We start from the raw sequence: 24,067 nt of genomic DNA, 5'->3' as shown, positions 1-24,067 counted from the left end.
CCCTTGAACAGGCTTTTCAACATATCGGCTAATTGACAAGGGCGCGCGCTTTTTATTCAAAACAGTGATCTGTGACACAAATGAGGCTGAATTGCAGGGGAATGGAATAAAAAAATCCCCGGCCAGTAGGCCGGGGATTTTTATTGCCGAAGGCGTAAAAGAATTACTTCTTCTTCTTGGCCTTGGGGTTCGGCATGTCGGTGATGGAGCCTTCGAACACTTCGGCGGCCATGCCCACGGACTCGTGCAGAGTGGGGTGAGCGTGAATGGTCAGCGCGATGTCTTCGGCGTCGGCACCCATTTCGATGGCCAGACCGATCTCGCCGAGCAATTCGCCGGCGTTGGTACCTATGGTGGCACCACCCAGAACACGGTGAGTGTCTTTATCGAAGATCAGCTTGGTCATGCCGTAGGCAGAGTCGGAGGCGATGGCGCGACCGGACGCAGCCCAGGGGAAAGAAGCCACTTCAAAGTTCAGGCCTTTTTCCTTGGCTTCCTTCTCGGTTACACCCACCCATGCCACTTCAGGCTCGGTGTAGGCGATGGACGGAATCACTTTCGGATCGAAGTAGTGCTTCATGCCAGCAATGACTTCGGCGGCCACGTGGCCTTCATGCACGCCCTTGTGCGCCAGCATGGGCTGACCCACGATGTCGCCGATGGCGTAGATGTGCGGCACATTGGTGCGCAGCTGCTTGTCGACATTGATGAAGCCACGCTCGTCCACGTTGACACCGGCTTTCTCGGCGTCCAGTGACTTGCCATTGGGAGTACGGCCGATGGCCACCAGCACGGCGTCATAGACGTTGGTCACGCTCTGGCCTTTCTTGTCTTCCATGGTGACGTGAATGCCGTCGTCCTTGGCATCAACGGCGGTCACCTTGGTTTCCAGCATCAGGTTGAACTTGCTCTTCACCTGCTTGGTGAACACCTTGATGATGTCCTTGTCGGCAGCCGGGATCACCTGGTCGAACATTTCAACCACATCGATCTTGGAGCCCAGGGAGTGGTAAACGGTACCCATTTCCAGACCGATGATACCGCCACCCATGACCAGCAGCTTCTCGGGCACTTCCTTCAGCTCCAGCGCATCGGTGGAGTCCCATACGCGCGGATCTTCATGAGGAATGAAAGGCAGCTGGATCGGACGGGAGCCGGCCGCGATGATGGCGTTGTCGAAGTTAACGGTGGTGTTGCCACCCTCGCCTTCCACCACCAGGGTGTTGGCACCGGTGAACTTGGCAAAACCGTTCACTACCTTGACCTTGCGCATCTTGGCCATGCCGCCCAGACCCTGAGTCAGCTGACCAATTACCTTTTCCTTGTGCGCGCGGATCTTGTCGATGTCGATCTGCGGCTCACCAAAGGTCACACCGTGGCTGGCCATGATCTTGGATTCTTCAATCACCTTGGCGATATGCAGCAGCGCCTTGGAAGGAATACAGCCCACGTTCAGACATACACCGCCCAGAGTGGAATAGCGCTCTACGATAACGGTTTCCAGACCCAGGTCGGCGGCACGGAAAGCGGCGGAGTAACCGGCAGGACCCGCGCCCAGAACCACAACCTGAGCTTTGACTTCTTGACTCATGGTGACCTCTATTATGATTTTTTAGCCCTGTTCAGGCAGTGGCGGCGAGAGCACCAGACTCAAGGCGGCCACTACATTGCAAACGGGCAAAAGTTTACTGTTCTGTTATCAAAAAGAAAGTAAAAAGGCAGGCTTATGCCTGCCTTGTCACATTAAAGGGCCAGGCGGCGAAGGTCGCTCAGCACACCACTCAGCATGGTGATGAAGCGGGCACCGTCGGCGCCGTCGATCACCCGGTGGTCGTAGGACAACGCCAGCGGCTGGATCAGGCGGGGCTCGAACTCTTTACCGTTCCATACCGGCTTGATGCCGGACTTGGACACACCCAGAATGGCCACTTCCGGCGCATTCACGATGGGGGTGAACTGGGTGCCACCAATGCCGCCCAGAGACGAGATGGTGAAGCAACCGCCCTGCATGTCGGCCGCGGTCAGCTTGCCGGCACGGGCTTTCTTGGAGATTTCACCCAGCTCGATGGCCAGCTCGCGAATACCTTTCTTGTTGACGTCGCGAACAACCGGAACCACCAGACCGTTGGGAGTATCTACCGCCACACCGATGTGCACGTACTTCTTCATCACCAGGCTCTGGCCGTCTTCCGACAGGGAAGAGCAGAACTTGGGGAAGGCTTCCAGCGCCTTGGCGGCGGCCTTCATGATGAAGATCAGCGGGGAGATCTTGTAACCCAGCTTCTGCTTCTCGGCGATGGCGTTTTCGCTCTTGCGGAAAGCTTCCAGTTCGGTGATATCGGTCTCGTCGAACTGGGTAACGTGAGGGATTTTCACCCAGTTACGGTGCAGGTTCGGACCGGAGATCTTCTGAATGCGGGTCAGGGCCACTTCTTCCACTTCACCGAACTTGGCAAAGTCGACCTTGGGCCAGGCCAGCACTTCCATACCACTGCCGGCCACGGCCACGCCCGCGGGCTGACCGGAAACCTGCTTGATGATGGACTTGACGTAGTTCTGTACGTCTTCCTTCAGAATGCGCTGTTTCGGGCCGGTGGCGGACACCTTGGACAGGTCCACACCGAACTCGCGGGCCAGACGGCGAACCACAGGCGTGGCATGCACGTAGGCGTTGTTCTCAACGAACTCACCCTTGGCCGGAGCAGCAGCGGCGGCCGGGGCGGCAGCCTTGGGCGCTTCAGCCGCGGGGGCAGCCTTGGCCGGAGCGGCGGCGGCAGGAGCAGCAGCCGGGGCGGCACCTTCCACCTCGAACACCATCACCAGCGAGCCGGTAGCAACCTTGTCACCGGTGGCAACCTTGATTTCCTTGACCACACCGGCGAAGGGCGCAGGTACTTCCATGGAGGCCTTGTCACCTTCCACGGTCAGGATGGACTGCTCGGCTTCCACCTTGTCGCCCACGGCTACCATCACTTCGGTGACTTCCACTTCGTCACCGCCGATGTCCGGCACGTTCACGTCTTTGGCAGCAGCAGCGGCCGGCGCGGCAGCCGGAGCGGCTTCGGCCGGGGCAGCAGCAGCCGGAGCGGAGCCAGCTACTTCAAAGACCATGATCAGAGAGCCAGTGTTGACCTTGTCGCCCACGGCAATCTTGATCTCGGCTACCTTGCCGGCGAACGGAGCCGGCACTTCCATGGAGGCCTTGTCGCCTTCCACGGTGATCAGGGTCTGCTCTTCCTCAATGGTGTCGCCTACGGCCACGGCGATTTCGGTTACTTCAACCTCGTCACCACCGATGTCCGGCACGTTCACTTCTTTCAGGGCGCTGGCGGCAGCAGCGGCCGGCGCGGCTTCAGCCTTGGGAGCCTCGGCTTCAGCCGGGGCGGCAGCGCCGCCCTCTGCTTCAAAGACCATGATAAGAGAACCGGTGTTGACCTTGTCACCCACGGCAATCTTGATTTCCTTGACCACGCCGGCGGCGGGGGCAGGCACTTCCATGGAGGCCTTGTCGCCTTCCACGGTGATCAGAGACTGTTCTTCCTCGACCTTGTCGCCCACGGCAACCAGGATCTCGGTGACTTCAACCTCATCCGCGCCGATATCCGGCACCAGAATATCTTTAGACATGTGTTACCCCTTATGCGTACAGCGGGTTGATCTTGTCGGCGTCGATGCCGTACTTGGCAATGGCGTCGGCCACGACCTGCTTGTCGACGGTGCCCTGCTTGGCCAGCTCGGTCAGCGCGGCAACGACCACGTAGTGCTTGTTCACTTCGAAGTGACGACGCAGGTTGTCACGGCTGTCGGAACGACCGAAACCATCGGTACCCAGTACCTTGTAGCTGGCGGACGGCATGAAGGCACGAACCTGTTCGGCGTAGTTCTTCATATAGTCGGTGGCAGCAATGGCCGGCTCGGAACCCATCACCTGAGCGATGTAAGGCACGCGGGCCTCTTCGGTCGGGTGCAGCATGTTCCAGCGCTCGGCGTCCTGACCTTCGCGGGTGACTTCGTTGAAGGAAGTCACGCTGTATACGTCGGAACCGATGCCGTATTCCTCGGCCAGGATCTGAGCGGCTTCACGCACGCCCACCAGGATGGTGCCGGAGCCCATCAGCTGAACCTTGCCGTTCTTGCCTTCCACGGTTTCGAGCTTGTAGATACCCTTGCGGATGCCTTCCTCGGCACCTTCCGGCATGGCCGGCTGGTGGTAGTTCTCGTTCAGCGTGGTCAGGTAGTAGTACACGTTCTCGGGGTTGTCGCCGTACATACGACGCAGACCGTCCTGAACGATAACCGCTACTTCATAGGCGTAGGTCGGATCGTAGGTGATACAGTTCGGAATGGTACCGGCCAGAATGTGGCTGTGACCGTCTTCGTGCTGCAGACCTTCACCGTTCAGGGTGGTACGACCGGAGGTGGCACCCAGCAGGAAACCGCGCGCCTGTTGGTCACCGGCAGCCCAGCACAGATCGCCCACACGCTGGAAACCGAACATCGAGTAGTAGATGTAGAACGGAATCATGGGGCAGTCGTTGGTGCTGTAAGAGGTGGCAGCCGCCAGCCATGAAGACATGGCGCCCAGCTCGTTGATACCTTCCTGCAGTACCTGACCCTTCTTGTCTTCCTTGTAGTAAGCAACCTGCTCACGGTCCTGAGGTACGTACTGCTGGCCGTGCGGGTTGTAGATACCGATCTGACGGAACAGGCCTTCCATACCAAAGGTACGGGCTTCATCGGCCAGGATGGGCACGATGCGCTTACCGATGGACTTGTCTTTCAGCATGATGTTCAGAGAACGCACGAACGCCATGGTGGTGGAGATTTCACGCTTCTGCTCTTCCAGCAGCGGGGCGAAGTCTTCCAGCGCCGGAATGTCCAGCTTGACGGTGGTCTGCGGCAGACGGGTCGGCAGGTAGCCTTTCAGGTTCTGACGACGGGCATGCAGGTACTCGTGCTCGCGGGAGCCTTCCTCAATCTTGATGTAAGGCAGGTTCGGCAGCTCTTCGTCGCTGACTTCAATGTTGAAGCGATCGCGGAAGTGCTTGAGGGAAGACATGTCCATCTTCTTGACCTGGTGCGCGATGTTCTTGCCTTCGGCGGCATCGCCCATGCCGTAACCCTTGATGGTCTTGGCCAGGATAACGGACGGCTTGCCCTTGGTGTCGGCGGCGTTCTTGTACGCAGCAAACATCTTGGCCGGATCGTGACCACCCCGGTTCAGGGCGAAGATTTCTTCGTCGGTCATGTCCTTCACCAGCTCGGCGGTCTCCGGGTACTTGCCGAAGAAGTGCTCGCGCACGTAGGCGCCGTCTTTGGACTTGAAGGTCTGGTAGTCGCCGTCCAGGGTCTCGTTCATCAGCTGAACCAGCTTGCCGGACTTGTCTTTAGCGATCAGCTCGTCCCAGCGACGGCCCCAGATAACCTTGACCACGTTCCAGCCGGCGCCGGTAAACAGGCCGTCCAGTTCGTTGACGATCTTGCCGTTACCCACAACCGGGCCATCCAGACGCTGCAGGTTACAGTTGATGATGAAGCACAGGTTGTCCAGCTTCTCGCGGGCAGCGATGGTGATGGCACCCTTGGATTCCGGCTCGTCCATCTCGCCGTCGCCCAGGTAGGCGTAAACGCGCTGCTCGGAGCAGTCTTTCAGGCCACGGTCGGTCAGGTACTTGAGGAAGCGGGCCTGATAGATGGCGTTGATCGGACCCAGACCCATGGATACGGTCGGGAACTGCCAGAAGTCCGGCATCAGCTTGGGGTGCGGATAGGACGGAATGCCCTTGCCGTCCACTTCCTGACGGAACATGTCCAGCTGGGCTTCGGTCAGGCGACCCTCGGCAAAGGCGCGGGCGTAGATACCGGGAGAGATGTGGCCCTGGAAGAACACCAGGTCGCCGCCGTCTTTCTCGTTACGGGCGCGGAAGAAGTGGTTGAACGCCACTTCGTACATGGTGGCACTGGAGGAGAAGGAAGACATGTGACCACCCAGGTCCAGGTCTTTCTTGGAGCCGCGCAGTACGATCATGACTGAGTTCCAACGGATGATGGCGCGGATCCGCCGTTCCAGATCCCAGTTGCCCGGGTACTCAGGCTCTGCGTCGGCAGCAATGCTGTTAACGTAATCTGAGTGAGCGTTTCGGGCCACGGCAACGCCATGCTTGATGGCTTTGGTGGTCAGGCGCTCGTAAATGTATTGAGCGCGCTCAGGTCCTTCTTGACGGATCAAAGACTCCAGGGCGTCGAGCCACTCTTGAGTCTCTATTGAATCCACATCGTTTTTCAGGATATCAGACATGGCTGTTTCCTATCTCGTTTGGGGCAAGTGCCCATGGGTTTCGTCGCTGCCGAAGGCATTATTATTCCTGTTGCCGGGTCCGGCGCAGGGAACGCTGAATGCGGCTCTCCTCGCGCTGGATCTCCAACAGGGTTTCTTCAATAAAGGCCAGGTGCTCATGACAAGCGTCCCTGGCCTGCTCCGGCTCGCGTGACAAAATGGTCTGGATCAGATTGGCGCGATGTTTGCGGATCTGCTCCACCATGCCGGCTCGCCGGTTAAGAATCTGAATGTTGCGCAGAATGCTGGACTCCAGCATGGGCTGAATGGCGCGCAACAGGTGCAGCAGCACCACGTTGTGGGCGGCTGCCGCCACCGCCAGGTAGAACTCGGCGGCATACTTGGCCTCTGCGGCCAGATCGCCCTTTTCCTGGGCCTGAATAATGGCCTGCTGGGCCTCACGAATGGCATCGAAGTCGGTTTCGGTACCGCGCATCGCCGCATAAAAGGCAGAAATGCCTTCCATGGTGTGGCGAAACTCCAGCAGGTCGTACTGGGATTCCGGGTGTTCCGCCAGCAGCTGAAACAGAGGATCCGCCAAGCCCTTGGTGAGGGCATTCTGTACGTAGGTGCCCCCGCCCTGCTTGCGGGAAACCAGGCCACGCACCTCCAGGTGCTGAATGGCCTCGCGCACGGACGGGCGCGACACAGCGAACTGCTCGGCCAGCTCCCGCTCGGGCGGCAACCGCTGGCCCGGCTGCAGGCTGCCTTCCACTATCATCTGCTCCAGCTTGGAAGCGATGGTCTCGGCAAGTTTGGGCTGTTTGATGCGCTGGTAGGTCATTCGCTCTGGCTTTTTAAATTGGTAATACCAATTAACACTGTTAAAAAAAGGTATCAGAGCAGGCAAGAATTGTCCATTTTTTTTGTGAGCATTGCACACAAAAGGGCCGTTACGCCCGGCGTTTTTTTTGGGCCAGCTCATAAAACTAGCCCAGCCACGGGAAAACACAAGAATATTGGTAATGGTCAGACCAACAGGGAAAAACAGGGATTGGGGAATAGGGACTGGGGATTGGTGGTGTAGCAGGCAACGCCGATGTTGCCCGAAGCAGCAGTGGGGATTGCCGGAGCCGACCATTAAATGCCATATATGGCATTTTCGAGCGTACATGGGGCGAACTTGTTCGCCGTGACGAAGTAAAAAGCCTGACCGAACATTGAATATGTTCGCAGCAGGCTTTTTAGTGAGTGACATTCAGTGAAGCGTGTCGGCGCAGTGCAACCACACTGCTGATTCGCGTGGAAGATGCTCAGAGCATGGCTCTGAAGCGCTTCCAGTCAAAGCCGGGGCCGGGGTCGGTTTTGCGGCCGGGGGCAATGTCGCTGTGGCCGGTAATGCGCTCGGGAGTAATGGCGGGGTAAGCCTGCATTAAAGCCCGAGTCATCTTGGCCAGTTGCCGGTACTGGGCATCGGTATAGTCACCGGTGTCGGTGCCTTCCAGTTCAATGCCGATGGAAAAGTCGTTGCAGCGCTCGCGCCCGTCAAAGCAGGACAGTCCTGCATGCCAGGCGCGCCGGTGAAAGGGCACATACTGCACCAGCTCGCCGTCGCGCCTGATCAGACAGTGGGCCGACACCCGCAATTGGTGAATGCCCTCAAAATAGGGATGGGCGTTTGCATCGAGACGGCCCAGAAACAGGTCATCTATATAGTTGTCGCCAAAGCGCCCCGGCGGCAGGCTGATGCAATGCACCACCAGCAACGAGATGTCGCCCGCCGGGCGCTCGTCCTGGTGAGGCGATTCACAGTGGCGGGCAGGGCTCAGCCAGCCCTTATCAAGGGTAAAAGGCATAACGGATCCGTAAGCGTGAAGTGAGCGGGAGTATACTAACAGTTTGAACGCGTTTTTCGCCAAGGAGTCAGAATGGCGCAACAGCCCGATACGGTGCGCCGGACCGGACGCATCATGTGGATCCTGGTGTGGGGCCTGAGCCTGCTGCTGCTGACCTGGTACTTTAACCAGCGCCTGATGCAGGAAAACAACCCCAACCAGGAGGTGCGTGTGCTCGGCGCCAATACCGTGGTGCTGGAGCAAAACCGCCACGGTCACTATCTGGCCAGCGGCACCATAGACGGGCAGCCGGTGGTGTTTCTGCTCGACACCGGCGCCACCCAGATGGCGGTGCCTCAGGCCTTGGCCGCGCGGCTGGACCTGCCGGCGGGCCGGGCGCTGGCCCTGAACACGGCGGCGGGCCAGGTGACCGGCTACCGCACTCATATTAAATCGTTGTCGCTGGGGCCCTTCACCCTGTACGATCTGGACGCCGTCATCATGCCCAGCCAGAGCGATGAAGTGCTGCTGGGCATGAACGCCCTGCGCCACTTTGAGCTGGTGCAGCGGGGCTCGCAGATGACCATCACCTATTTGGAGCCGGCGCCCTGAGCCCGGCAGGCACGCTTGCCAGTAAACTCGCGATAAAAGGTAGACTCAATGCACAACGCCACCCTGGCCAAGGAAATTCGTTTTAACGTGACCGCTGCCCTCACCGAGGATCTGGGTGGCAGCCTGGATGCCCAACAGGACATCACCGCCATGCTGCTGCCGGAAGATCAGCAGGTCACCGCCCACCTGATTACCCGTGAAGACGGCGTGTTCTGCGGCCGGGACTTTGCCGAGGAAACCTTTGTGCAGCTGGGCGGCCAGGTGGAGCTGCACTGGCTGGTAAAAGACGGCGACGCCATTACCGCCGGCCAGCGACTGCTGACCCTCACCGGGCCGGCCCGGGCCATTCTTACCGGCGAGCGCACTGCGCTTAACTTTATTCAGACCCTCTCCGCCGTGGCCACCGAGACCCGGCGTTATGTGGCGCTGCTGGCCGGCACCCACTGCCGTCTGCTCGACACCCGGAAAACTCTGCCCGGGCTGCGCCAGGCGCTGAAATACGCGGTCACCTGCGGCGGTGGCCATAACCATCGCATGGGCCTGTATGACGCCTACCTTATCAAGGAAAACCACATTTTCGCCTGTGGCGGCATCGACAAGGCGGTGGCCGAAGCCCGCCGGCTGCAGCCGGAAAAACCGGTGGAAGTGGAAGTGGAATCCCTGGCCGAGCTGGAGCTGGCCCTGAGTGCCGGCGCCGACATCGTGATGCTCGACAACTTCAGCGTGCCCGACATGCGCACCGCCGTGGCCACCACCGCTAGCCGCGCCAGGCTGGAAGTCTCCGGCAACGTCACCCTGCAGACCATTGCCGAGTACGCCGCCACCGGAGTGGACTTTGTCTCTGTGGGTGCGCTCACCAAGCATGTGCGGGCCCTGGACCTGTCGCTGCGGGTTGAAAGCTGAACGCGGCACCCTTCACCTTTGTACATATGTTATGCCGGGCTTGCCCGGCATTTTTGTGCGTACGTGCCGATGAAAACTCAAATGAATCCATATGGTTAACGGTAGCAGATGTTCAAAAAACAACCATTGCATTATGTGAGTAGATCCACGTCAAAAGTGCCGTGAATTTTTTCGTTCGGCGCAACAATTCAGTGGGCAATATTCAAATGGCTTGCTATAGATATGGGGCAGGCTCAATCAAGGCCCGCCATAACAAGACGAATTGCTGCTCGAGGACAAGACCCATGAACCAAGTTTCCCACGCTCGCCCCCAGGGCGGTTTTACCCTGATTGAACTGATGATAGTGGTGGCGATTGTGGCCATACTGGCCGCCGTGGCCCTGCCGGCGTATCAGACCTATACCCAACGCGCCAAGTTTAGTGAGGTAATTGCTGCGACTGGAGGAGCTAAAACTGCATTTGAAGTATGTGTTCAGGCTGGGGGAACATTAGCTGACTGTATATCCAAGGCTGATACTATTGCTGCAAATGGGGTTGATACTGATTACGTCAATAGTGTTGACGTTGAAGCATCCACTTTGAATGCTACTAGTAATGCAAAAATTACAGCTACAGCAACTTCTGCACTGGGAAGTTTAACTTACATCATGGAAGGTACAGTTGATGGTGGAAGAGTCAAATGGGCAAATAACCCATCAGGTAGTGTCGGTTCTTGTGTTGGTGATGGTATTTGCTAAACCAATATGACCATCCCCGTTAATACCAGCAGAAGCGGCCTGGCCCGAAGCCTGGCCGCTTCTTCGCTGTTATCCTCCACCGAGCTGGATCAGGTGCAGAGCCTGGCCCGGCAGGAAGGCAAGCCACTCAGCACCATGCTGGTGGAAAAACAGCTGCTCAGCTCCCCCGAGCTGGCCCGCTTTTGCGAGCGGGAATACGGCCAGCCGTTGCTGGATCTCGACGACTTCGACGTCGATCAGCTGCCGCCCCAGTTTCTCAGCATGGATCTCATCGAGCGCCATCACGCCGTTCCGGTGAAGCTGGAAAACCGGGTGCTCTACCTGGCCATGTCGGATCCCACCCATGTGGCGGCGCTGGAAGACTTCGGCTTTCGCTTCAACCTGGTCACCGACACCCTGCTGGTGGAAGAAGACAAGCTGCAGCAACTGCTGCTGCGCTTGCAGCAAAGCGGCGGCACCGGGCTCGACATTGACGGCATTGCCGACGACGACATCGCCGGCCTGGAGCTGGGGGAAGATCCTTCGGAGCGGGAAGACGAGGTCGGCCGCAACGAAGACGATGCCCCCATCGTTCGATATATCAACAAGATCATGCTGGACGCGGTGCGCAAGGAAGCCTCGGATCTGCACTTTGAGCCCTATGAGCGCTTTTTTCGCATTCGCTTTCGCATCGACGGCATGCTGCACGAGGTGGCCTCACCGCCGGTGCACCTGGCCAGCCGTTTCGCCGCCCGGCTCAAGGTGATGGCCCGGCTCGATATTGCCGAACGCCGCCTGCCTCAGGACGGCCGCATCAAGCTCAAGCTGACCCGCTCCAAGTCGGTGGACATGCGGGTTAACACCCTGCCCACCATGTGGGGAGAAAAGGTGGTGATCCGTATTCTCGACAGCTCCGCCGCCCGTCTCGATATCGATCAGCTGGGCTACAGCGACGAGCAGAAGGCCATGTACCTCAAGGCCCTGAAGCGCCCGCAGGGCATGATACTGGTCACCGGCCCCACCGGCTCGGGCAAGACGGTGTCGCTGTATACGGGCCTCAGCATTCTCAATACCGTGACCGCCAATATTTCCACCGCCGAAGATCCCATTGAAATCAACCTGCCCGGCATCAACCAGGTACAGATCAATCCCAAGGCGGGGCTGTCCTTTGCCCATGCCCTGCGCGCCTTTCTGCGCCAGGACCCCGACATCATCATGGTGGGGGAAATCCGCGATCTGGAAACTGCCGAGATTTCGGTCAAGGCAGCCCAGACCGGCCACCTGGTGCTGTCTACATTGCACACCAACTCCGCCGCCGAGACCCTGACCCGGCTGGGCAACATGGGACTGCCGGCCTACAACATCGCCTCGTCGGTGAGTCTTATCATGGCCCAGCGGCTGGCCCGCAAGTTGTGCACGCATTGCCGCACGCCGGAAATCCTGCCCCATGAGCAACTGGCCCAGCTCGGCTTTAGTCCCGCCCAGCAGGCGGGCGGCATTACCCTTTACCGGGCGGTGGGCTGCGCGCACTGCACCGAGGGCTACAAGGGGCGCATCGGCGTCTATGAAGTTATGGCCATGAGCGAGCGGCTGGCCAACCTGATTATGGAAGACGCCGGCTCTCTGGCCCTGGCCCGGGCGGCGGAAGAAGAAGGCATGGTCACCCTGCGCCAGGCCGCGCTGGAAAAGGCGCGCCTTGGCATTATCAGCCTGGCGGAAGTCAACCGCATCACCGGCTGAGGCTTATTGGTAACAGGAAGGCACCATGGCAACTGCAAAGGACTTTCGGGTTTACCCCTACAAGTGGGAAGGCATTAACCGCAAGGGGCAGAAGGTCTCGGGCTTTGTGCAGGCGGCCGACGTCAAGGCCGCCAAGCGCGAGCTGCAGCGTCAGGGGGTGAACGCCCTCAAGGTAAAACGCAAAAGCCAGAGCGTGCTGGCCCGCTACAAGGACGCCATCAAGCCCGCCGATATCGCCATCATCACCCGGCAGATTGCCACCATGCTGGGCGCCGGCGTGCCCCTGGTGCAGACCCTGCAGATCATCGCCCGCTCCTACGAGAAATCCAGCATTCGCGAGCTGGCCGGCACCCTGGCCGCCGATGTGGAAGGGGGAACGCCGCTGTCCGATGCCCTGAAAAAGCACCCGCGCCACTTTGACGATCTCTACTGCGATCTGGTGCACTCCGGCGAGCAGACCGGGGCGCTGGAACATATTTTTGACCGCATCGCCATCTACCGGGAAAAAGCCGAGGCCATCAAGTCGAAAATTCGCAAGGCCATGTTCTACCCGGCCATGGTAATTCTGGTGGCCCTGGTGGTCACCGCCATACTGCTGCTGTTCGTGATCCCGCAGTTCGAGGAAATTTTCGCCGGCTTTGGTGCCACCCTGCCGCTGTTTACCCAGATGGTGATCAACCTGTCGCGCTGGCTGCAGCAATACTGGCTGTACATACTGGCCGGCATGGCGGTGAGCGTCTGGCTGTACGTGCGCGCCTGGCGCAACTCGCAAAAGGTGCGCGATGCCACCGACCGCTTTGTGCTGCGCCTGCCCGTGGTCGGCAAGATTCTGCACAAGGCCGCCCTGGCCCGCTTTGCCCGCACCCTGGCCACTACCTTTTCCGCCGGCATTCCATTGGTGGAAGGCCTGTTGTCGTCCGCCGGCGCCGCCGGCAACGTGGTCTACCGCCAGGCGGTGGTGCAGATGCGCGACGAGGTGATTGCCGGCATGCAGATGAACATTGCCATGCGTGCCACCGGCCTGTTTCCGGACATGGTGGTGCAGATGGTGATGATCGGCGAGGAGTCAGGCGCCATTGACGACATGATGCACAAGGTGGCCACCATCTACGAGCGGGAAGTGGACGACGCCGTGGACGGCCTCACCAGCCTGATTGAACCGCTGATCATGGTGGTACTGGGTGTTCTGGTTGGCGGCCTGGTCATCGCCATGTATCTTCCCATCTTTAACCTGGGCAGCGTGGTACGCTGAGCTCAGCTTGTTTGTTGGACCATGCAAGTTCGTCGGACAAAGGGCACTACTTCGCCGACACGCCGTGAACCCCTCCATGGGGGCTCCGCTGCGCCTTCCCTGGCGCAGAGGGTACGGCGAAGCAGACACCCTTTACCCTCCTTGTCAGGCACCGAGTTGACTGTCAGTATTCTGCAGACGGCTCCGCAACATCACGAAGCGGCAGCGTGGATTACCGGAGCCGGCCATCAAATGCCAGGGATGGCATTTGCTGAGCGCCCCATGGATGGGCTTGAAGCGTGCCGGCGGAGCGTAACCGCGCTGTCGCTTCGCACTGCTTTCGCTCCAGCAATTTGCAACGATAAGCCGGGTGAAAGCCGAGAGAAAATAATAATACTGGAAACCTCATGACCCAACTGCTCGACAATACCACTCTGCTTTATATTGTTCTCCCCCTGCTCGGCCTGCTGGTGGGCAGCTTTCTCAATGTGGTAATCCACCGGCTGCCGCTGATGATGCAGCGGGAGTGGCAACGGGAATGCGCCGGGCTGAACGATCAGCCGGTGACCGACGAGGCGCCCTTTAATCTGTGCGTGCCCCGCTCCCGCTGCCCCCAGTGCCAGCATGTGCTGGCGGCCAAAGACAATATTCCCGTGCTCAGCTGGCTGTGGCTGAAAGGACGCTGCCGCTATTGCAGCGCCCCCATCGCCAAACGCTACCCGCTGGTAGAACTGGCCTCGGCGCTAATTGCCGGCCTGGCCCTGTGGCGCTTTGGCCTCGGCCCTCAGCTGCTGGCGGCGCTGGTCTTCAGCTGGCTGCTGCTGTGCATGACCCTGATCGATCTCGATCACCTTTTGCTGCCCGACGATCTCACCCTGCCGCTGCTGTGGCTGGGCCTGCTGCTCAACGTGGGTGAGCTGTTCGTGTCGCTGCAGTCTGCTGTGATCGGCGCCGCCGCCGGCTACGGCATTTTGTGGAGCCTGTACTGGCTGTTTAAACTGGCCACCGGCAAGGAAGGCATGGGCTATGGCGACTTCAAGCTGCTGGCCGCCATCGGCGCCTGGTTTGGCTGGCAAAGCCTGCTGCCGGTACTGCTGCTGGCTTCATTTACCGGCGCCGCCCTGGGGCTGGGGCTGATGGCCCTGCGCCGCCTGGGCGAAGACAGAGTGCTGCCCTTTGGCCCGGCCCTGGCACTGGGGGGCTGGTGTTACCTGATGTGGGGCACCGAGGTAGTGAATCTTTACTGGAGCATTGCGTTATGAGTTATGTGGTGGGCCTGACCGGCGGCATCGGCAGCGGCAAAAGCACGGTGGCCGAGCTGTTTGCCGCCCAGGGCGTGGACATTATCGATGCGGACATTATCGCCCGTGAGGTGGTCGCCCCCGGCGAGCCGGCGCTGGCGGCCATTGCCGAACACTTTGGTCCTGAGGTGATAACTGAAAGTGGCGAGCTCGACCGGCGCGCCCTGCGAGCCCGCGTGTTTGACAACCCACAGGAAAAGGACTGGCTCAACGCCCTGCTGCATCCGGTGATCCGTGAGCGCATGGTGGCCGCCTGCGCTGCCAGCACCTCCCCTTACTGCCTGCTGGTGGTGCCTCTGCTGGTGGAAAATAACCTCACCGGCCTGTGCAACCGGGTACTGGTGGTGGACGTCAGCCCAGAGGTTCAGCTTGCGCGCACGGTCAAGCGGGATCAGGCCGTTGAAGCCCAAATTCGTGCCATCATGGCCGCTCAGGCCAGCCGGGAACAGCGCCAGGCCGCCGCCGACGACGTTATCAACAACAACAGCCCCGACAAGGCGGGGCTGTTACAAGAAGTGTCAAGGCTGCACCGGCAGTACTTGAGCCTGGCTCAAAACCACTGAGCCAGACTCAAAAACTCAGAGGATCACGCCACCGCCCTCGGCGGTTTGCGTGCTCTCACGGGCCGGGGCCCGGCTGGCTGAGCTCTTGCGCGGCGCCGGTTTGCGCGCCGGCGCCTTGGCAGGACGCACTATCTGGCCTTTTTGCACCAGGCCGGCTTCCCCTTCCACCACTCTGGCGTAGGCCATCTTGGGCTTGACCGTGGTAATGCGGATCTTGCCAATGGCCTCTTCATCCTGGCCCAGCACCTCGCCGGTGTAGGGATCCACCAGCTTTTCACCCAGGCTGTACACGGTAAAGTAGCTGCCGGACTTCAGGGTCTTGCCGCCCTGATTGATGATCACTCTGTCGCCGGTCACACCGATCACCCGCAGTGGATAGATGTTGTCCATCGACTCCTGAAAGATTTGCTTTACCGCCTGGTTGATCAGGCCATTCAGGTTGCCGTTGCTGGCGTTCAGGCTGACGGTATCGGACCACTTCACCTGTCGGGTGGGCACCTCGATGATCTGATAGCGCACCTTGAGGGCACTGCGGGCATAGTGATTAACCTCGCCGGTCAGGGCCACGGTTTCGGACCAGCGCCGGGTGCCGGCCTGTTCCACCTTGCCCACCACCATGTAATCCAGCCCCAGCACCTGACCCATGCGGGCCTTTTCGGTGAGGGCGGTGTCATCGCTTTCCCACAACTGACGTTCTTTCTGGTAGGCCTGATCCTGCTCCCGGTCGAGTACCGCAAAACGGCGGCTCTGGGTGTAGAGGTCCTGCAGATCCCGGCTGAAGGTGGCACCATGGCGGCCCTTAAACGGCAGCACGGCCAGCTTGCGCCGGCTGTCGGCGGACATGCCCGCCGGCTTGTAGCGCAGCACGTTGACATGCAGCTCCACCCGGCAACCGGCATCGTCACACTGCTGCGACAGCATCTGGTAGCTGTCCACCATGCCCTTGGCGGCCATACGACCGTCCCGCTGAGTGTGGGTCAGGCTTTCGGTCTCGCCGTTTTTCTTGTGCAGCAGCTGTTCAACCTGCTGCGAGCTGTTGATGTCAACGCCGTTCACCTGACGTACCGCTTCCACCAGGGCATTTTCCACCGCCAGCTGCTCGGTCACGCCATGGCCGGTAACCTGCACCGGGGTCACGTCGGCCCGGGCGATACCCGCCAGCAGACACAATGGCAGCAGGGCTGCCAGCAACCATGTTTTCATGCTTTGCTCCTCAGAAGTCCGCCACGTCCATCATGTCCATGCTGGCACCCTGGTTGCTGCCCCCCTGATAACCGGCCGCGCCTTTCTGCCCGGGCACCTTGCCGGCCTTGAAGGTACGCATGGCCTGCTCTTTCTGAGGATGCCAGGCCACCACCACACCGTTGATTTCACGATCGGAAGTGGGGTGTTTGTGAGTCCAGCGCTTGGCCACTTCCAGCCCCACCAGGCCCTGCACAGAGGAGCTCATGCGCGACATCTGCCGGGTTTCCTTGAGCAGCTTGGTGGTCAGCTCTTCCACGGTTTCTTCACCGGCATCGGTTTTGGTCAGGGTGGCGTTTCTCTCCCGCACCTGGCCCTTGCTGACCTCGGCATTAACGCTGCCATAGAGGTTATAAGCCTCGGCGATATGGGCATAGGCGTCCTGCTCGGCCTCGATAAAGGAAAAGTCCCGGTTGTCGTTGCACTCTTCATAGTCCACCGGGTTGCAGTCGTTGCCCGCCATGCCGAACGACACCAGCATGGGGTAACCCTGCTCGTCCCGCATCAGCCGGACGCCATATTCGTACATCAGGTTGGCCTTGTTGGACTCGAGGAAGTTATCCAGATTGACGCCGCGCTTTTCCGGCTCCGGCTGCACATGGCCCTTGCTCTGGCGCAGGGACGCCAGCACGTTTTTCATCTTGTTGGAGGTGGACAGCACCGCCGCCACCGAGGTGTTGCCGTTGGTGTCGGTGATTTCAAAGGTACGAATGATCATGGCACCGCTGATTTCGCCCCGGGACTGGGTTTCCACAGTACGGCTGATGGCCTTGCGCATCATCAGCTTGCGCTTGGAAGGCGGCGCGGCATTAAACTCCTGTGGATCCACGCCCAGCTCCACCAGCTTTTTGTCGAGAGAGGCATCGGCCACTGCCACCACCTTGTCGAGCATGGCTTCGAGCTTGCCGCTGTTCTGCAGCTCTTCCGGAGTAAACTCCGGCTCCTGATTGGTACGGAACGCTTCACGCATCACCTCGGAAGAAATGCTGATATACAGCTCCTTGATCAGGGCTTCCCGGGCCTTGGTCTGAGCCTGCAGATAGGCAATGCTGCGGGCATCGGCCCAGTCCGGTGAAGTGGGCTGGCGGGACACATCGGCCACCCCGAATTGCAGAAAGACTTCCTGACCACGGCCCTGCCGCTGATAGGCAGCCTTGCGCTCGCGCACGTATTTGCTGGCCTGCTCGGTCACATGCAGATGCGCGTTGTCGATGCCCTGCTCGGCGGACTTGACGATTTCCAGCTCGGTCTGGGCCGGGGCCGCCGGCTCATCAGCCACCTCGGTGGCAGGAGCCGGTGCGGTCACCGGCGCGGGCGCATTGGCCGGCGCCGGGGCATTCTGGCCGTGAGCAGCCGGGGCCAGGGCCAACAGCAGCGAGGCTGCCAGATAGTGTTTTTTCATGGTGTTTCTTCCCTAAAAACAACGGGGTCGCCAGACCCCGTGCAGTTACCAGGTAACGGTGCGGTTATCGCCGCGCTTGATGATGGGGTACTCCCCTTCCCAGTAGGCCAGCCCGTTTTCCAGGTTGGTCAGGGTCAGCTGGAAGTAGTAGTCGGACTGCTGGGTACGGCGGTCCACCCGGTTGTTACGCTGAATGATCTTGCCGCTCAGGCTGAAGTCGGGGGCAATCACCTTGTTGTTTTTCTTGACGGTGCTGCGCTTGACCATGGACGAGTTGCGCAGCTGACGCACCTGCTGGGTCATGGCGTCTTCCGGGCCGTTAAGGCCAATGGCGGTGGTGGTAATGAACTTGCCGCTTTGCAGCAAACTGACACGAATTTTCTTGGTGAGCTGATCGGTGTCGATGCGCTGGGTGGTGTCGTTGATCATGGACGATACCGCCATCACGTAGCGACCGCCCTGAGCCGCCTTGGGGTGTACCAGCAAGGGGCTTGCCACCATGTCGTCCACCGCCTGGGAGGCGGCGCTTTCAAAATCCTTGTAGTCCAGTCCCATTACTACGGTCTGGTCCTGACCCGGATTCACATAGTGGGCGGTGGGGGCACAGCCGGACAGGGCCGCCATCAGGATCACCGCGGAAAGTTGTTTTTTCATTGCGCTCTCTCTTTTTTCGTGTCTGTTACAGATTCATCACTTCAACCTGAGGTTGCTGCAAGGGCGAGGTAGCCTTCACATACACCAGGTGAAAACGGCTTTCCGGATCCAGCGTGACCTTCAGCGGTTGCTCCAGTTCGGCCACCTTGATGTTCAGCTTGCCGTTGGAGGGGCGCTGCACCCGCGCCAGCTGCCATTCCTTGGGCAGGGCGCTCCAGTGGCGAATATCGGCACCTGTGGTGGCGGCCTGAGTCAGGCCAGCGGCCAGGCCCAGCAGCTGGTTTTGATCCTGCAGCTGTTTCTGGGCCACGGTTTTAAGCGTGGCGCGAATGATTTCGCGGGTGAGGATAAAGGGAAACTCGGATTTGAATTCGGCCTGAATAATGCGGTCCATGCTGGCCAGCGGACGGGTCTTAACCGGCCCCACCTGCAGGTTGGAAAAGGCGGCGTCACGCTCCACCAGCTTGGGCAGGGCAATACCGCTGTAACTGACGTTGGAGGTAAACACAAACAGCGGCAGGTCGATGCGGAATTCTTCCTTTTTGCTGGCCAGGCCATTTTCAAACACCACCCAGACCGTGGGTTTCTGGCGCTTCATGGACTGACCACGGCGCAGGGCATTGGCCATGTTCATGTCGGTTTTGACATCCGCATGCTTGGTCAGGCCGTATACCCGCTTGAAGCTGGCGTGAGCCTTGCTGAAATCGCTTTTGTCCTGGGCCTTGAGCATGAAATACAGGCCATGCAGGTAGGTGGCAAAGGGGTTCACGTAACCGTCGTAGGCCTGCCACTGGGAGAGATCCACGCCCTGCTCGGCCAGCAGGGGATCGGCCACTTCCAGGGTGCGGTTAACGTTGTCCTGATCGACCTTTTCTTCTTCCTGGGCCAGCTCTTCTTCCTGAGCGGCAATTTTTGCGGCGAAATGTTCGGCCGCCCGGCGCTGACGGTCTTCGGTACGGTTCCATTCAATGCGGGCGTTGGCGTAGTCGCCCTGGGCCATGAAGTTCATCGCCTTGTAGGCGTTGAGCATGACGCCGTCATACTGGGTCTGGTGATAACTGGTAATGCTGTCGTTCACCAGCATGGAGCCCGCCAGCTCAACCCCCTGCATCAGAATATGCTTGGTGTCTTCGTCCTTCATGCCGTTTTCGGCCTGATCAAACAGACTGGTGGACTTGTCGTAGATTTTTTCCTGACGCATCAGGCTGGCGGCCTGTAATGACCACAGCAGGTCATCGGCTTCCCCCTGTTCATTCAGCCCCGAATGCTGTTCGGCAATGGCGAGCGCATCCAGACTGCGTCCGTCGGCCAGGGCCTGATCGAAATCACCAAACTTGTTCTTCTGGTGAATGGTGGTACACCCGGATAAAAACACTATGCCGGCCAATACCAGCGGGTACTTTCCTGAAAGCGGGATCATTCGCGTTCTTCCATGTACTTTGAATCGGATTAATGGGTACGCCAGAAACTGACGCGCCTATTAAACACAAAAAAAAGACCTGTTTGAACCACCCATTAGTATTAAAACGAAATGGGCGCGATGAAAAATGAAAAGGCAGAACAAAAATGGCAGGAATAACTAAAAAACAGTGATAACCACTGTCTTTTTTTCTTAAAGACCGAAAACAAACACTTACAGAACGAATCAAGGCCGGCGAAGCCGGCCTTGCAAAAGAAGGGAATTACTTGGTGCGGGTAAAGATCAAATCCCAGACGCCGTGGCCCAGACGGTGGCCACGCTGTTCAAACTTGGTCAGCGGGCGGTAGTCGGGGCGCGGCATATAGTCGCCGTCGGTGGCGGCGTTGGCGTAACCGGGGGCTGCCTTCATCACTTCCAGCATATGCTCGGCGTAGTTTTCCCAGTCGGTGGCCATGTGGAATTCACCGCCAATCTTCAGCTTGCTGCGCACCATTTCCACAAACTCGGGGCGCACAATGCGGCGCTTGTGGTGGCGCTTCTTGTGCCAGGGATCGGGAAAAAACAGCTGCACCCGGTCCAGGCTTTGCTCGGGCAGCATTTGCTCGAACACTTCCACCGCGTCGTGGCACATTACCCGCAGGTTGGTGAGACCGGCTTCCGCCGCCCCCATCAGGCAGGCGCCCACGCCCGGGGTGTGCACTTCAATGCCGATAAAGTCCTGCTCCGGCGCGGCGGCGGCCATTTCCACCAGAGAGCCGCCCATGCCAAAGCCGATTTCCAGCACCCGCGGGGCGACTCGGCCGAACACGGCGTCCAGATCCAGCAGCTCACCGCTGAACTCTATGCCCATCACCGGCCACTGCTCCGCCATGGCCTTTTCCTGGCCCTTGGTCAGGCGGCCTTCCCGGCGCACAAAGCTGCGAATTTTACGCTTGCGCAGCTCTTCCTCGGTCTGAGCGGGCGGCTTCTGTTCTGTCATCTTGTTTCTCCGGCAGGCAATGAAGTGCGAATTATCCAAAGTTAAGCCAAAGGTGCAAGCCGAAATACGCTTGCGAAAAAAGCCGGCCTTTTTACGCCATTTTCAAAAAAAACACGCCCGCCCCGCGGCCATAACGAAAAAAACCACCGCCCCCGGCTACCTAGACTTTTATCGTGACCCGGCCATTCAAGGAGTCTGCGTATGAAAGCCATGGAACGCATTTTTGGCAACGGCAAGGTAACCGACGCCCTGATGCCCTATCTGACGGATCCGCGCCTGGTGCGGGAGCTGGCCTATATCAACGGCCAGTGGGTGCACGGACGCAGCGATTCGCCGGTATTCAATCCGGCCACCAACGACGTGATTGGCCATGTGCCCAGGCTCGATGCCGAGCAGGTGACGCACGCGGTGGATGCCGCCCAGACCGCCTTTGCTGACTGGCGCGGCCTGATGGCGGACGAACGCGCCGCCCTGCTGATGCGCTGGCATGATCTCATTCTTGAGCACAAGGAAGACCTGGCCACTCTCATGGTACTGGAGCAGGGCAAGCCCCGGGCCGATGCCCAGGGCGAAATAGACTATGGCGCCTCCTTTGTGCGCTGGTTTGCCGAAGAAGGCCGCCGCGCCTGCGGCGACACCATTCCCAGCCATATTCCCGGGGCCAAACTCCTTACCCAGCGCGAGCCGGTGGGCGTGGCGGCCTTGATCACCCCCTGGAACTTTCCCCACGCCATGATCACCCGCAAGGCGGCGGCGGCCCTGGCCATTGGCTGCACCCTGGTGATCAAACCCGCCAGCGAAACGCCATTTTCCGCCCTGGCGCTGGCGGAGCTGGCCGAGCGGGCCGGCTTTGCCCCCGGCGTGATCAACGTGATCACCGGTGCCGGCGCCGAGCTGGGTGAGGCCCTGTGCCGGGACGACAGAGTGCGGGCACTGTCGTTTACCGGCTCCACTCAAGTGGGCAAGCAACTGCTGGCCGCCTGCGCCAACACGGTGAAGAAGTGCGCCATGGAGCTGGGCGGCAATGCGCCCTTTATCGTGCTGCCCGACATGGACCTGAAAGAGGCCGCTCAGGCGGCGGTGGCCGCCAAGTTCCAGACCGCCGGTCAGGACTGCCTGGCCGCCAACCGCATTCTGGTGCCCCGGGCGCACTATGAGGAATTTCTCGATGCCTTTGCCGGCGAAATGGCCCGCATTCGAGTGGGCAACGGCCTTGAAGCCGGCGTGACCATGGGTCCGCTTATTCACCGCCGGGCAGTCGAGAACGCCCAGGCGCTGGTGGACGACGCCCTGGCGCACGGCGCCCGGCTGTTTGCCGGCAACAAGCACACCGGCCCCGGCGAAAACTTCTTTCTGCCGGTGCTGCTGGCCGATGTCACCCCGGCCATGCGGGTATTCCGGGAAGAAACCTTCTGCCCGGTGGCCGCCGTACTGCCCTATGACGACACCAACCAGCTGCTGACACTGGCCAACGACACCGAGTACGGCCTGGCCGCCTATGTGTTCGGCCATGATCAACGGCAAATCTGGCCGCTGCTGGACGGCCTTGAGTTCGGCATGGTGGCGGTCAACTCGGTAAAAATGACCGGCCATTGCATCCCCTTTGGTGGCATCAAGCACTCGGGGCTGGGCCGGGAAGGCAGCCGCCACGGTTTTGATGATTTCAGCAACCTGAAGTACGCCTGCCTGGGCGGGCTTTAATCGCGCATTCGAACAGGAGGTTCACCATGACCCTGAACACGCAGCAATGGCTGGAAACCGATCGCCACACCATCTTTCACGCCTCCACTCCCCTTGGCCAGTATGCCCGGGGCGAAATGAGCGGGCGCATTATCACCGGTGCCGAAGGCATTCGCATTTATGACTCCCAGGGCACCGAGCTGATCGACGCCTTTGCCGGCCTCTATTGCGTCAACATCGGCTATGGCCGCATGGAAATGGCCGAGGCCATGTATGAACAGGCGAAAAAGCTGGCCTACTACCACACCTATGTGGGCCACAGTAACGAGGCGCTGATCACCCTTTCCCGGCGCATTCTCGACAAGGCCCCCGCCGGCATGAGCAAGGTCTATTACGGCCTGTCGGGCAGCGACGCCAACGAAACCCAGATCAAGCTGGTGTGGTACTACAACAATGTGCTGGGCCGGCCGGACAAGAAAAAAATCATCTCCCGGGATCGAGGCTACCATGGCTCCAGCGTGGCCGCGGGCTCGCTGACCGGGCTGCCGCTGTTCCATGCCCATTTCGATCTGCCGCTGGAACGCATTCATCATACCGTGGCGCCCTACTACTATCGCCGGGCCGACGGGGCCATGAGCGAGCAAGAGTTTTCCCGCTGGTGCGCCGACCAGCTGGAAGCAAAGATCCTGGCCGAAGGCCCGGACACAGTGGCGGCCATGATCGCCGAGCCGGTGCTGGGCACCGGGGGCATAGTGCCGCCGCCGGCAGGCTACTGGCCCGAAATTCGCAGGGTGCTCGACAAGTATGATGTGCTGCTGATTGCCGACGAGGTGGTGTGCGGCTTTGGCCGGCTGGGGGCCGAATTTGGCTCGCTGTATTACGACATGAAGCCGGATCTGATGACGGTGGCCAAGGGCCTGACCTCGGCCTATCAGCCGCTGTCGGGCGTGATTGTGGGCGAGAAAGTCTGGCAAACCCTGGAGCGAGGCACCGACGACTGGGGCGCCATCGGTCACGGCTACACCTATTCCGGTCACCCCATGGGGGCGGCGGCGGCGCTGTGCAACCTGGATATTATCGACCGGGAAAACCTGGTGGGTAACGCCGAAGGCACCGGCGCCCATCTGCAGCAACGCATGAAAGCCACCTTTGCCGGCCACCCACTGGTGGGCGACTGCCGGGGCATCGGCCTGCTGGCGGCGCTGGAGTTTTCCAGTAACCCGGCCAGTCGCACTCACCTGGACCCCGCTCTCAAGGTCGGGCCGCGCATCGCCGCCGCCTGCCTGGAGCAGGGGCTGATCGCCCGGGCCATGCCCCATGGCGATATTCTGGGCTTTGCCCCGCCGCTGGTGGTAACCCCCAATGACATAGACGATATCGTGGCGCGCACCGAAAAGGCGGTGAACACCGTCACCGACGAGCTGATACGCAGCGGCGATCTCAGGGCCCGGTAAGCGTTACCGACTGACGCAAAACACCGAACCGGCCGGTTCGGTGTTTTTGTGCCCTGAA

Annotated in this window: 19 protein-coding genes; 9 read left to right on the top strand and 10 right to left on the bottom strand. The window is 60.0% G+C overall.

What is annotated here, in order from left to right; translation table 11 throughout:
• Window positions 1–163: 163 nt before the first annotated feature.
• From lpdA to ampD, 5 genes are all read right to left on the bottom strand, one after another.
• Window positions 164–1,591 (bottom strand): dihydrolipoyl dehydrogenase, encoded by a 1,428-nt coding sequence (lpdA, locus tag Q9290_RS07630; protein WP_306079042.1) that lies wholly within the window; start codon window positions 1,589–1,591, stop codon window positions 164–166.
• A 152-nt stretch (window positions 1,592–1,743) separates the two neighbouring features.
• On the bottom strand, window positions 1,744–3,627 hold the full coding sequence (gene aceF / locus Q9290_RS07625) for a pyruvate dehydrogenase complex dihydrolipoyllysine-residue acetyltransferase (RefSeq protein WP_306079041.1): 1,884 nt from the start codon (window positions 3,625–3,627) through the stop codon (window positions 1,744–1,746).
• A 10-nt stretch (window positions 3,628–3,637) separates the two neighbouring features.
• Window positions 3,638–6,298 (bottom strand): pyruvate dehydrogenase (acetyl-transferring), homodimeric type, encoded by a 2,661-nt coding sequence (gene aceE, locus Q9290_RS07620; protein ID WP_306079040.1) that lies wholly within the window; start codon window positions 6,296–6,298, stop codon window positions 3,638–3,640.
• 61 nt (window positions 6,299–6,359) lie between these two features.
• Window positions 6,360–7,121, bottom strand: coding sequence for a pyruvate dehydrogenase complex transcriptional repressor PdhR (gene pdhR / locus Q9290_RS07615; RefSeq protein WP_306079039.1), 762 nt, complete (start codon window positions 7,119–7,121; stop codon window positions 6,360–6,362).
• A 469-nt stretch (window positions 7,122–7,590) separates the two neighbouring features.
• Window positions 7,591–8,133 (bottom strand): 1,6-anhydro-N-acetylmuramyl-L-alanine amidase AmpD, encoded by a 543-nt coding sequence (ampD, locus tag Q9290_RS07610; RefSeq protein ID WP_306079038.1) that lies wholly within the window; start codon window positions 8,131–8,133, stop codon window positions 7,591–7,593.
• A 72-nt stretch (window positions 8,134–8,205) separates the two neighbouring features.
• Between ampD and Q9290_RS07605 the strand changes: the two genes are divergently transcribed.
• The 7 genes from Q9290_RS07605 to coaE all read left to right on the top strand — a co-directional run bounded on the left by Q9290_RS07605 (window position 8,206) and on the right by coaE (window position 15,178).
• Window positions 8,206–8,724: a retropepsin-like aspartic protease family protein gene (locus tag Q9290_RS07605; RefSeq protein ID WP_306079037.1), complete on the top strand. Its 519-nt coding sequence runs from the start codon at window positions 8,206–8,208 to the stop codon at window positions 8,722–8,724.
• Between the two features lie 48 nt (window positions 8,725–8,772).
• The gene (gene nadC, locus Q9290_RS07600; protein ID WP_306079036.1) at window positions 8,773–9,627 is read left to right on the top strand and encodes a carboxylating nicotinate-nucleotide diphosphorylase; all 855 of its coding nucleotides are present in this window, start codon (window positions 8,773–8,775) and stop codon (window positions 9,625–9,627) included.
• Between the two features lie 284 nt (window positions 9,628–9,911).
• Window positions 9,912–10,364: a pilin gene (locus Q9290_RS07595; protein ID WP_306079035.1), complete on the top strand. Its 453-nt coding sequence runs from the start codon at window positions 9,912–9,914 to the stop codon at window positions 10,362–10,364.
• 6 nt (window positions 10,365–10,370) lie between these two features.
• Window positions 10,371–12,083, top strand: coding sequence for a type IV-A pilus assembly ATPase PilB (gene pilB, locus Q9290_RS07590; protein ID WP_306079034.1), 1,713 nt, complete (start codon window positions 10,371–10,373; stop codon window positions 12,081–12,083).
• Between the two features lie 25 nt (window positions 12,084–12,108).
• A complete protein-coding gene (locus tag Q9290_RS07585) occupies window positions 12,109–13,335 on the top strand; it encodes a type II secretion system F family protein (RefSeq protein ID WP_306079033.1) in 1,227 nt (408 codons plus the stop codon).
• A 386-nt stretch (window positions 13,336–13,721) separates the two neighbouring features.
• Window positions 13,722–14,576, top strand: coding sequence for a prepilin peptidase (locus Q9290_RS07580; protein ID WP_306079032.1), 855 nt, complete (start codon window positions 13,722–13,724; stop codon window positions 14,574–14,576).
• Complete coding sequence (gene coaE / locus Q9290_RS07575) at window positions 14,573–15,178, top strand: dephospho-CoA kinase (RefSeq protein WP_306079031.1); 606 nt, start codon at window positions 14,573–14,575, stop codon at window positions 15,176–15,178. The genes Q9290_RS07580 and coaE overlap by 4 nt, the downstream gene beginning before the upstream one ends.
• A gap of 15 nt (window positions 15,179–15,193) precedes the next feature.
• Here the strand turns inward: coaE and Q9290_RS07570 are convergent, their stop codons facing one another.
• The 5 genes from Q9290_RS07570 to trmB form a co-directional block, all read right to left on the bottom strand.
• Window positions 15,194–16,381 (bottom strand): CsgG/HfaB family protein, encoded by a 1,188-nt coding sequence (locus Q9290_RS07570; RefSeq protein ID WP_306079030.1) that lies wholly within the window; start codon window positions 16,379–16,381, stop codon window positions 15,194–15,196.
• Window positions 16,382–16,391: 10 nt separating this feature from the next.
• On the bottom strand, window positions 16,392–17,822 hold the full coding sequence (locus Q9290_RS07565) for a DUF6844 domain-containing protein (protein ID WP_306079029.1): 1,431 nt from the start codon (window positions 17,820–17,822) through the stop codon (window positions 16,392–16,394).
• 45 nt (window positions 17,823–17,867) lie between these two features.
• Complete coding sequence (lpoB, locus tag Q9290_RS07560; RefSeq protein WP_306079028.1) at window positions 17,868–18,476, bottom strand: penicillin-binding protein activator LpoB; 609 nt, start codon at window positions 18,474–18,476, stop codon at window positions 17,868–17,870.
• A 25-nt stretch (window positions 18,477–18,501) separates the two neighbouring features.
• Entirely contained in the window at window positions 18,502–19,896 is a 1,395-nt protein-coding gene (locus tag Q9290_RS07555) for a COG3014 family protein (RefSeq protein ID WP_306079027.1), read from the bottom strand.
• Between the two features lie 262 nt (window positions 19,897–20,158).
• Window positions 20,159–20,875: a tRNA (guanosine(46)-N7)-methyltransferase TrmB gene (gene trmB, locus Q9290_RS07550; RefSeq protein WP_306079026.1), complete on the bottom strand. Its 717-nt coding sequence runs from the start codon at window positions 20,873–20,875 to the stop codon at window positions 20,159–20,161.
• A 201-nt stretch (window positions 20,876–21,076) separates the two neighbouring features.
• Here trmB and Q9290_RS07545 point away from each other — a divergent pair, with 201 nt between their 5' ends.
• Both Q9290_RS07545 and Q9290_RS07540 read left to right on the top strand, forming a co-directional pair.
• Complete coding sequence (locus Q9290_RS07545) at window positions 21,077–22,576, top strand: NAD-dependent succinate-semialdehyde dehydrogenase (protein ID WP_306079025.1); 1,500 nt, start codon at window positions 21,077–21,079, stop codon at window positions 22,574–22,576.
• Between the two features lie 26 nt (window positions 22,577–22,602).
• On the top strand, window positions 22,603–24,009 hold the full coding sequence (locus Q9290_RS07540; RefSeq protein WP_306079024.1) for an aminotransferase: 1,407 nt from the start codon (window positions 22,603–22,605) through the stop codon (window positions 24,007–24,009).
• The last annotated feature ends 58 nt before the right edge of the window (window positions 24,010–24,067 follow it).

This window comes from Oceanimonas aquatica (assembly GCF_030732065.1).
Classification (GTDB): Bacteria; Pseudomonadota; Gammaproteobacteria; order Enterobacterales; family Aeromonadaceae; genus Oceanimonas.
The sequence above is the reverse complement of the archived record's forward strand: the minus strand, read 5'-3'. Positions and strand labels throughout refer to the sequence as shown.